The sequence below is a fragment of the Spirochaetales bacterium genome (assembly GCA_016930085.1).
GTDB lineage: Bacteria > Spirochaetota > Spirochaetia > SZUA-6 > JAFGRV01 > JAFGHO01.
This window is the reverse complement of the sequence record JAFGHO010000043.1, coordinates 1-11,246: the sequence shown is the minus strand read 5'-3', so window position 1 is coordinate 11,246 and position 11,246 is coordinate 1. Positions and strand designations below refer to the sequence as shown.

Sequence of the window (11,246 nt, the reverse complement as noted above, 5' to 3'; positions counted from 1 at the left end):
GAGTAGTCGGCGTTGCCGGAGGATTCGTCTGGGTAGGGGGAACTGTTGCGGGCGGATTCGTCGGTGTATCGCCTGGACCCGAGCCGTATACCACCACCCCGTCGTCGTAGACGGGGATATACGCTGAAATTGCGAAGCTTGTCGTCATTTCCCGGTAGGAATAATCGTTTGACGGATCCCAATCGTCCGGTGTTCCGACCCCTGATGCAAGTCCGATCGAGAACTGGGCGCTTTTGTAATACGACTGCATACTGCCCGGATATATCTTCGTCGTTGAAAAATCGATTTCCGCATAATAGACATTCCCCGACACATGATAAAGCCCGGATATCGAGGCATCCGAACTGTTCATACGCACACTGATGTCGCTTAATGCGTATCCGGAATCGAATACCTCGGTCAGGTCGACATAGTAACGGGCGGAAAGTGAATCGGAAACCCGGGGGGGCCATCCCGAGCGGTTGTTCATGTTCATCCTGATTTCGGAATAGGTTCCGTAGGAGTTGTTGTAACAGACTTCGGCAAACATTTCCGGTTCCCGTTCTTCAAGCGGGGGAAATCCCGAAATCGGCGAACCGCCGTAGGTCTCCACCATCTTAGCGAGACAGGCGACGAAACCCGCATTGTAGTCGCAGGCAACCTCATTGCACACATAATCGTCGATCGCATCGGTATATCCGTCGGACTCGTTCGGGCCGCCGACCAGGGCGCCGTAAAGATTATGCCGGTGGTAGTCGGGATCGTTTATCAGTCCATAGAAAGAACTGTGGGCGTTTCTGTGGTGTGGCCGCTTCGGCGGATTGCTTCCGAACCCGACAACATAACTCGAGTTCCGGGGGTTATCACCGAGACAGTAATCGATCATTTGTTCGGCGAAATCATAGTACCGGCTTCGCCGTTCGGCATCACCCACGAACTCGCTGTACACGAAAGCAAGGAATGCCGTGTTCGCGGCATGGCGAAGGCTTCCCCATGAATCGCAGAAAGCGAGTCCTCCCGGGGTGTAGGTAATCCTGTTCCCATCATAGCCTGCCGTCCACCAGTCGAGGTGCATGTTGACAAAATCGTAATATTCCTGTTTGCCCGTTTCCCTCGCGAGGATGATCATAGCCGCGTAATGCTGATCGTCCCAGCAGTGCCCCCACTGGTACTCTATGGGGTCGGTTTCCTGGTATCCCTGCTTGTTTAGTTCGGGAACATAGCCTTCGGCTTTCTGTAAATAGGTAATGTCGCCCGTTGCGATAAATAGCCAGACCGCCGCCCACATCAACTCGTCATAAAATCCGCTCCATGACTGATAATATCCATTTGCCGCCGTGTAGCTGTCGTCACTCCTTATCGTATCCGCTATCTGAAAAAGCTGTTCCGCGTGACTCAGGTAACTGCCATCGTTGAAGAGAATCGAACCGATCGCCAGCGCCGCAGCGGTTCCCGCAGTGACACAGGAAGCATTGCAGGTATAAGCAGGCCGGTCCATGATCTCCTCGATCACTTCGACCGGACCCCAGTACCCGTGGTCCTGGCCCCCGTCACCGACCTGATAGACGAACTGATTCCCCCGATGACAGGAAACGAAATAATCCAGTACAAACCTGAGGTTGTTCTCAAAGGCTTCCCACTGGCCAGCGGCGACGATACCGTCCTTGTATTCATAGGCTGCCCACCCGAGGGTACTTGCGGCCTGGGCCATCGGAAGCCCGAACTTCACGTGATCGCCCGCGTCGTACCATCCGCCCGTCACATCGTCATTGAGGCAGGAATCGCCCCGCCACTCGACCCTGTTCCAGGCGGGAAGCCGGCCCGACTGCTGGCACTCGTAAAAATAAATAGCCTTCTGCATCGCCTCCGCGTAATTGTAGGCGAAACCGGTTGACGCGATAATCAAAAGGACAAATAATAAAGCAACCCGAATTATTTTCCTCATAAGGCAAACCCTCCGAAATGTTTTTTTTTGATTCATTATAACAGATGAACGGGATCGAGCAATAGGGAAATCAGATGATTTGGCGGTAAGGGCTTTATCCGAAACGGTTTTTACCGGCTGCGCAGTGAAAACGGTATCTCCGAAAACCTCTCGTCACGCTGCCGCATGTGTTAGCTGTTATGTGATTTATGTTCACTTCTCTTCCTGTTGCCGTAAAGCCGCTTCGTATTCTGGATGGACGATCCACACTCCATCACGGTAAACCCGGTAATCCCACGGCAGGAGGACGAGTGCGTCGGTTTCGACGACGACGATATCGGGTTTCGGTTCGGCCCACGAGTGGCAAAAAAGACTCGCGGTAACCGTACGAGACGCCCCCGCCTTCATTACTTCATCCCTGACCACAACAAGCGTTCTCCCCGAATCGGCCATCTCGTCGATGACCGCAACGACCTTGCCGGCGACCGCATCACGGGGAAGGTTCACTTTCCATTCAGGTTCTCTCCGAACGATCTCATCGTCGAACCGGCGCGTCACCCTGACCGGATACATCTCCCTTCGAAGCATACACGCGACCGCCGTTGATGGAAAAAGTCCCGCACGGGCGATCCCGACAACAACCTCCACCTTTTCCTTTGAAAGCGTTTCCGCGAGCATCATCGCAAGGACTCCAAAATCATCCCAACTTATCTCCCTGATTCCCGTCCTGCTTCCGTAATCATAGCTTTTTGTCTCCATTCACTCTCCTTACTCGGTTTTTGTTAATATCCTTCTGCAATAAAAAAATACCTGCTAGGATTCCGGCATTAATTGCCGCCTCATCCGAATCCCGCGAAGTCTGTTCACCGCCGCCGCAATCTCGTTTTTTCTGGGCCTTGCGATATCGCCCCACGGGTACTCCGCGACACATAAAGCATCCGGGCCCCACCGGTCGAGCAATCCTTCTATTTCCCGCACGGTCTCAGCAAGCGTTTTCTTTCCGTCAACGAGTGTCCGTACGGCGAAAACCAGCGACGATGCGATCCCACGTGTCTGGCTTTCATCGACCAGTTGTTCCATTGAGGAAAGATCGATCGTTATGTTTTCGTACCTGATATGGGTTCTGCTCTTTGCCTGCACCTTCAGCGGTTTTCCCCTCCTGGGTGAGGGAAAGCCTTCCGGCTGAGGAATTCGATCCGGGGGATATCTGAAGGCAAAAGTAACCTCGTTTTTACGTCCGGAAGGAAAATCGCTTACAATCGCTTTCACCCTGTCACCGACATCAATCGGTCTGAAACCGTCCATCATCACGACATTATCTGCCACTGAAAAATAATCGCCCGACCCGCCCATGACGATAATCGTTGATATGCCGCTCTTCTCAGACAGTTCCCTGACTCTGTCAATAAAAGGGGTGATCGGTTCCTTTTCCTTTACCACAAGGGCCTGCATCCGTTCGTCACGGACCATGAAGTTGGTGGCGGAGGTGTCTTCATCGATGAGAAGCAGCGACGTGCCGATTTCTATCGCCTCAATTATATTTGCCGCCTGGGAAGTGCTTCCACTCGCGTTATCGGTTGAAAAAGCATCCGTTTCCCTGCCGAAAGGAAGATTTGAAATAAATGGTGAAATATCGACACACTCGATCGAACGGCCGTCTTCAGCCCTTATCTTTACGGCGTCTATGACGGTCACGACCCCCTCCCTCCCGTCACCGGGAATATGATTATAAACGCCGCGTTCGATCGCTTTGAGAAGCGTCGATTTTCCATGATACCCGCCGCCGACGATGAGTGTGACACCGGAAGGGATTCCCATCCCCCGTACCGGTCCCCTGTTTTTAAGCGTAACCTCTATTTCCATCGATACCGGCGAAGTGAACGGTATCGCCGTTTCCCCCGGCATCGGTTTGTCGCTTATACCGCTTTGTCTCGGCAGAATCGAGGCGTTTTCAATAAAGGCGACAAGCCCTTTTTCTCCAAGCTGTGTTCTGAGTATCTCCTGGTCTTCGACAACATCGGCGTGACGGGCGATTTCTCCTTCGTCGAGATGCCTTATAAAAAGGGACGATTCGACGATCTTCGGGAGTTCATCAAAAAAAATCGAGGCCGCGTCTTTCGCATTGACGCGCCTTCCGAACGCAGGGAGACCTATGTGTATCCGCGCCTCGATCCTGTTTTCACTTATCACCATACATGTCCTTTCGAGTACTTCCTGTGCACCGACATCGATCCGGATATCACCGCTGTTTCCCGTTCCGCGGGTACCGCCGCTATACTTCACCGTATTCCGGCTGAACACCCTGCTTAAAAAATCGGCCGTCGCAGTACGGCGGATTTTGTTCGCCAGGTAACCAGACGGTATACCGGTCTTCTCGAGAGGAACGATAATACGAACCGCGGACGGCGGCGCGAAAGGATCACTCTGGACATGATCTATCACGAGGTTATATGAAGAAAAAAAATAACTCCCGTGAAGCTGCTTGTACGACGAATACCCCTTTCTCTCCATACTCTGCAATCTGGCTTTCAGTTTTTCCATACTGCAAGTATACATTGAAAAGAAAATGTTGTCTTGCGGAAACAGGAACTACCAATGCCACGTCACTGTCGACGGGTGCCGCACAAGAATTGTCACAGAGAAAGCACACAAGGTCTTTTTGTCTTCTCATTGTTATGGCCCGCCTCTCCTACTCTCTGGTCACCTTGACCACACTGTTGCCAATCATTATATTATATCCACAGTCTTACAAAGGAGAAAAGGATGTTAAAAGAAAAAGTGGAATCGGCATTAAAAACAATACGGCCTTCGCTTCAGGCTGACGGAGGAGATGTCGAACTCGTCGATGTGACGGAAGACGGAATCGTCAAAGTCCGGCTCAAGGGTGCCTGTCACGGCTGTCCCATGGCACAGATGACACTCAGCCAGGGAATCGAAAAACACCTCAAGGAAAAAGTGCCGGGCGTGAAAAAAGTACAGTCCGTCTGAAATGATAGAAACCGGACGCCTCTTTATCAGACAATTCAGACAATCCGATTGGGAGGATCTTTACCGGTATCTTTCTCTCCCGGAAATTTTCGAGTTCGAACCGGGAAGTCCCGTCACGAAAGACGAAGCAAAAAAACTTGCCGCCGAAAGGGCGGCAGGCAATGATTTTTTTGCCGTCATCCTCAGAGAAATAAACAAGATGGTCGGACATCTTTATTTTCATCACACCGATCCGAAAGAATACATGACCTGGGAACTGGGCTTTATTTTCAACCCGACTTATCACAACAACGGTTATTGCACTGAAGCATCGAAGGCGATAATCGATTTTGCCTTTACCGTACTCAAAGCACACCGGGTTGCCGCATACTGCAATCCCGCAAACATCCCGTCGTGGAAAGTTCTCGAGAAAATCGGAATGAAGCGGGAAGGATGCTTCAGGCAAAAGGCCTTTTTTCGAAGAGATAAGAATGATATTCCGATCTGGCACGATTGTTATGCGTACGGGATTGTGGAAAATGAATGAGAATTATAAACAGATAGTTCCTGATTTCTTTCATTAATAAGAGATCGGGAACCTGGGAAAATAGCCAGATGCTACCTGTTTTATATGATTGTATCATGGCTGGTTTCCTTATATATGTCATACGAATACTATTACCTAATTGAACCATAATTAATCGAAAATAATTCTATAGTTTTTGTATAATAATTATTTTAAAAGATTTCTCTCACAAAGCTGTAATAATTCCAATAAATAACAAAGAATACAGAGGAATTGTGTTTTTTATATATTCTTCATCTCTTTTAGAAAAAAATCAAAGCAGCACACACTTTTTTAGTGTTATACAATGTATGAGAAAGATTACTCAGGGGGTGTTGTCAAATGATACAAACAAATACGCATGAATTCCATTTTATCATCACGGATTTAATGAAAGAGAAGTTGCGCAACCTGACATTGTCCGGTTCAAGCCGTTCGTTATCCGGCGTCATTGTCTGGATATTGTCCTGCATCGATCCTTTGATTTTAAAGGAATATAAATGGGGAATACAACGGATGAGTCGATATCGAGCGGTCTCGGACAATCCCGATGAAAGTCGGGAACATGTCCATATTTATTTTACTGAGGATATGTATCGAGAGATTAAGCTGTTACATGCGGATTTGAATTGCTTTAGTATCGCGCAGTTGGTGAGGGAATTGTTGGCGTTGTTTCTATCGATGGTGGAGAGATATGGAAATAAAGTCATCGAAGAATTTGAGAAAATATTTAAGAAATGGAGTAATGAGGAGAAGAGATTACTGCAGTCCCCTCGAAGGAATTTACGACAATTGTTTAAGATAATTCAGCATTTATCTGGTCGAAATAGAATAATTTCAATATACACGAATCATTATTCACCATTTTGGATACTTCGGCTATAAAAACACCTTGACAAACGACACACCGCTTCCTATATAAACATTCCCCGGTCGGACCAAATAGAATAATTGTGCCCGATAAATCGAATATAATCATAGATAAAAAATTAAAGACTCGACAGGCGCTAAAGTAAAGAGTTCTTTATTAAACAATATCTATAACCATGAAAATAAAAGCAGAATGTTTCACGTGAAACAATTATTCCTTTTCCGCGCGGGCGACACCGATCACGATGTCCGGTTTTTCGATACTGACGATTTTTACGCCGACAGCTGTCTTTCCCAAAACCGGTATTTCATTTGCCCTCACCTTCAGGGTATTTCCCTTTGAGGTGATACAAACGATATCATCCTGCTTATTGATCGAAAGCACACCGGCGATTTCCCCGTTTTTCTCCGTCACCTTGCAACAGATCTGTCCCTTTGTCCCCCTGCCATGCGAACTGAAATTTTCGTATTTCGTCCGCTTTCCGAAACCGAATTGCGACACGATAAACATTTCTTCTTTTTCCGAAACGGGAAGAACACCGATTACTTCGTCTTCTTTTGAAAGCCTGATTCCCCGAACTCCCCGCGACGATCGTCCCATAACCCTAACCGCTTCCTCATGAAACCGTAACGCCATTCCCTGTCTCGTCACGAGTACGATTTCGTCGTCACCTGTTGTCAATTTTGCTGCGATTAGCTTATCCTGTTGATCGAGGTTCAACGCAATGATGCCGCGGGTCTTTGCATTGGTAAATAGATCTATATTTACCCGTTTCACCACCCCCCTGCATGTTGCCATGAAAAATGTTTTTTCAGATGAAAAATCGTCAAGAGATACGACCGCGGTAATATCTTCATCATTTGAAATCGACAGAAGCGTTCTCACGTTCGCGCCCCTCGACGTACGAGAACCTTCCGGAATTTCATGTACCTTAAGCCAGTACGCCTTTCCCTCATTTGTAACGAACAAAATATAGTCATGCGTTGAAGCGATGAAAAGATGTTCGATAAAATCGGTATCCCTCGAGGCTGACGTCGCTCCTCTTCCTCCCCTACCCTGCCGTCTGTATGCGGAAAGAGGAACACGCCTGATAAATCCCTGATGTGAAATGAGAATCACCATATCCTCTTTTATAATGAGATCCTCGATATCGAGTTCCTCCGCTTCTTCAACCCTTATTTCCGTCCTTCTCTCATCCCCGTATTTTTCCGCTATTTCCATCAGTTCGTCTTTTACGACTCCTAGTATCTTTTGTTCGCTTGATAGAAGATCCTTGAGTTTCTTTATAAGTGTTTTCAGTTCTTCCAGTTCTTCGATTATCTTTCTTGTTTCGAGTGAGGTCAGTTTCTGCAGTCTCATGTCAAGAATCGCTTGTGCCTGTATTTCCGTCAATCTGAACTTTTTAATCAGCTGTGTTCTTGCCGCATTCACGTCGGCCGAGGCTTTTATAATCGCGATTACCTCGTCGATGTTTTCAAGCGCTACTTTCAGTCCCTCGAGAATGTGAGCCCGTTCTTCCGCCTTTCTCAGATCGAACTTTGTTCTTCGTGTGACAACCTCTTTCCTGTGACTCACATACGCAACGATAATTTCTTTGAGATTCACCACTTTCGGTGTACCGTCGACCAAAGCGACATTGTTCACGCAAAAGGCCGTCTGACAGTTTGTGTTTGTAAAAAGCTGATTTATAATCACTCGTGGTGTAATGCCGCGCTTGAGTTCAATCAGGATCCTAATACCGTGCCTGTCGGATTCATCGCGTAGATCGGTGATTCCTTCTATCCTTCTTTCCTTTACAAGATTTGCTATCTGAATGATCAGGTTCGCCTTGTTGACCTGGTATGGAAGTTCGGTGATAATGATCGTTTCTTTTCCCTGTGTGTTCGTCTCGAGTGTCAATCTCGCCCGGAGGACGATTCTTCCCCTTCCCGTTTTATAGGCATCCTTTATTCCCTCTCTTCCAAGAATAATGCCGCCGGACGGGAAATCAGGTCCCTTGATATGTTTCATCAATGCTTCCGTTTTTATATTCGGTTCTTCTATATACGCCGCAATGGCATTCACCGATTCCTTGAGATTATGCGGGGCGATATTCGTTGCCATACCGACCGCGATACCGCTTCCTCCATTGATGAGGAGAAATGGAATTCCCGCGGGAAGAACGATCGGTTCTGTCATACTATCGTCGTAATTCGGCCCGAAATCAACCGTTTCCTTGTTGATATCCCTGAGCATCTCCTCCGCGAGTTTTCCCATTCTCGCTTCCGTATAACGCATCGCCGCCGGGGGATCGCCGTCAATTGAACCGAAATTCCCCTGTCCGTCTATCACTGGATACCGTAATGAAAAATCCTGAGCGAGCCTGACGAGGGCGTCATAAATCGACTGGTCGCCGTGTGGATGGTATTTCCCGAGTGTATCGGCGACAGGTCTCGCCGTTTTTTTGTACGGTCTGTCCGAACGCAATCCCATCTCGTTCATCGAATAAAGAATCCTCCGGTGTACCGGTTTCAGCCCGTCCCGTATATCGGGAAGTGCCCTGCTGACAATGACAGACATGGCGTAATTGAGATATGATTCCTTTACTTCGTCTTCTATGGCCACTGGAATTATTTTGCCTTCTTTACCGTCCACAATGTTCTCCTCATACTGGTAGCGTGATATGTGATGAATACATCATCTTTTTTTGTCATGAATATATTTCGCCCTGTCGCGGATACGACTCGTGATGCGAAACATTACAGGGAAAAAATATTACACATCGAGATTAGATACATAAATGGCGTTTTCCTCGATAAACTTTCTCCTCGGTTCTACATTGCTTCCCATAAGCGTCGTAAAAATTTCGTCCGCCTCCACATCGTCTTCAAGCTGAACCTTTATTATATTCCTTGTCGAAGGATCCATTGTCGTTTCCCATAATTGATCAGGATTCATTTCTCCAAGACCTTTGTAACGCTGAACGTTTATCTTGTCCGATTGTCTCTTTAATTCGCCTAACAACTTATCCTTTTCCTCGTCGTTATACGCATAATTCACCGATTTACCGACTGATATCTTGTACAACGGGGGCATGGCAATATAGACATGTCCTCTTTCGACGAGTTCTGTCATATACCGGAAGAAAAAAGTGAGAATAAGCGTCCTGATATGCGAACCGTCGACATCGGCATCCGCCATGATTATTACCTTGTGATAACGGAGTTTCGATATATCGAAGCTTGAACCGGCGCCTGTACCGAGTGACGTAATGATCGGTTGTAGCTTGTCGTTCGCCAGTACCTTATCTATCCTCGTCTTCTCGACATTGAGCATTTTGCCCCAAAGCGGAAGAATCGCCTGAAACTGTCTGTCCCTTCCAAGCTTCGCACTCCCGCCCGCGGAATCTCCCTCGACGATATATATCTCACAATGTGAAGGATCCCTCTCCGAGCAATCGGCGAGTTTTCCGGGAAGACCGGTACTCTCCAGAAAACTTTTTCGCCGTGTCATTTCCCTCGCTTTTCTTGCCGCGTCCCTGGCTTTGGCCGCAAGGATTGATTTTTCAAGAATCTTCCTTGCCGCTTCACTGTCGAGTTCAAAATAGAGGGTGAGTTTTTCATTAACGATTGATTCTACGATTCCTCTCACCTCACTGTTACCGAGACGTGCTTTTGTCTGTCCCTCGAACTGGGGGTCGGGAACCTTGACGGAAATAACCGCGGTAAGTCCTTCCCTCACATCATCACCGCTTAAGTTCTCCTGGAATTTCTTGTTGAGTTTCAAGCGTTTCATAAAATCATTGAGTGTTCTCGTAAGTGCGGATTTAAAACCGGAAAGATGTGTCCCCCCCTCCCTTGTGTTTATATTATTGACAAAAGAATAGATATTCTCATTATATGTTTCATTATATTCGAGTGCCACCTCGACGATAATGTCGTCTTTTGTGCCCTCGATATATACAGGCTCTTTATGAATGGATTTCTTGTTTTTATTGAGATAGCTGATAAAGGAAATCAATCCGCCTTCAAACTCGAAAACGTGCTCTTTCGGTTTGAATAGACGGTCATCGATAATGGTAATTTTTATCCCTTTATTCAAAAAAGCAAGTTCCCTCAGTCTGTTTGACAGCGTATCGAAACTGAAATTGACATCCTTGAAAATCGAATGATCCGGACTGAATATCGTGATCGTCCCGGTTTTTTCCGTTTTACCCGTAATTTTAACCGCCTCTTCAGGCACTCCCTGTTTATACCGCTGATAGTATATGTTTCCTTCCCGATGAACGTATACTTCACACCATTCTGAAAGAGCATTAACGACAGATACGCCAACACCATGAAGACCGCCTGAAATTTTATAGGTATTCTTGTCGAATTTACCGCCGGCATGGAGTTTCGTCATTACGATTTCAAGAGCGCTGACATTTTCAACAGGATGGATATCAACCGGAATACCCCTTCCGTTATCTTCAACGGTAACAATATTTCCTCTGCCTAGTTTTACGGCGATTTCAGTACAAAAACCGCCAAGTGCTTCATCGATACTATTATCCACAACCTCATATACCAGATGGTGAAGCCCTTCCGTTCCTGTCGAACCGATATACATACTTGGCCGTTTCCGAACGTGTTCGAGTCCTTTAAGAATCTGGATACTCTGGGCGGAATAGTCTGTTTTCATGGTTATACTTTTATTTTCCATAAGCCGTAATCATATCATTTTATAAAAAAAAAGTAAAGTAACGTTAAATTCCCCTTGCATCATCCTTTTCTATAAGATAAAATGGCTGCAAACAGTCGATGAAAAACAAAATAAGTGACGTGTTCAAGTTGTGGATAACCTGTGGATAAAAGCTGAATACTTTTACTTATAATTTGTTTATATATTTTAGATAAAAAAGTGTATATTACATACTAATTTAAAAAATAATTACTTGTATTATAAGTAATTATAGTTAT

General features: G+C 46.6%; 7 protein-coding genes. 2 read left to right on the top strand and 5 right to left on the bottom strand.

Annotated elements, in window-relative coordinates:
* The 3 genes from JW881_07335 to JW881_07325 all read right to left on the bottom strand — a co-directional run.
* Window positions 1-1,924 (bottom strand): glycoside hydrolase family 9 protein (locus JW881_07335; GenBank protein ID MBN1697310.1); only part of this gene is annotated, 1,924 nt, incomplete at its 3' end.
* A 192-nt stretch (window positions 1,925-2,116) separates the two neighbouring features.
* Window positions 2,117-2,662: a phosphoribosyltransferase gene (locus tag JW881_07330; GenBank protein ID MBN1697309.1), complete on the bottom strand. Its 546-nt coding sequence runs from the start codon at window positions 2,660-2,662 to the stop codon at window positions 2,117-2,119.
* A gap of 54 nt (window positions 2,663-2,716) precedes the next feature.
* Complete coding sequence (locus tag JW881_07325; protein MBN1697308.1) at window positions 2,717-4,444, bottom strand: ABC-ATPase domain-containing protein; 1,728 nt, start codon at window positions 4,442-4,444, stop codon at window positions 2,717-2,719.
* A gap of 222 nt (window positions 4,445-4,666) precedes the next feature.
* Between JW881_07325 and JW881_07320 the strand changes: the two genes are divergently transcribed.
* Together JW881_07320 and JW881_07315 are read left to right on the top strand one after the other, a co-directional pair.
* On the top strand, window positions 4,667-4,891 hold the full coding sequence (locus tag JW881_07320) for a NifU family protein (protein ID MBN1697307.1): 225 nt from the start codon (window positions 4,667-4,669) through the stop codon (window positions 4,889-4,891).
* Between the two features lies 1 nt (window position 4,892).
* Entirely contained in the window at window positions 4,893-5,417 is a 525-nt protein-coding gene (locus JW881_07315) for a GNAT family N-acetyltransferase (protein MBN1697306.1), read from the top strand.
* A gap of 1,099 nt (window positions 5,418-6,516) precedes the next feature.
* Here the strand turns inward: JW881_07315 and gyrA are convergent.
* Window positions 6,517-8,940 (bottom strand): DNA topoisomerase (ATP-hydrolyzing) subunit A, encoded by a 2,424-nt coding sequence (gyrA, locus tag JW881_07310; GenBank protein MBN1697305.1) that lies wholly within the window; start codon window positions 8,938-8,940, stop codon window positions 6,517-6,519.
* 120 nt (window positions 8,941-9,060) lie between these two features.
* Window positions 9,061-10,968 (bottom strand): DNA topoisomerase (ATP-hydrolyzing) subunit B, encoded by a 1,908-nt coding sequence (gyrB, locus tag JW881_07305; GenBank protein MBN1697304.1) that lies wholly within the window; start codon window positions 10,966-10,968, stop codon window positions 9,061-9,063.
* Window positions 10,969-11,246: the final 278 nt, after the last annotated feature.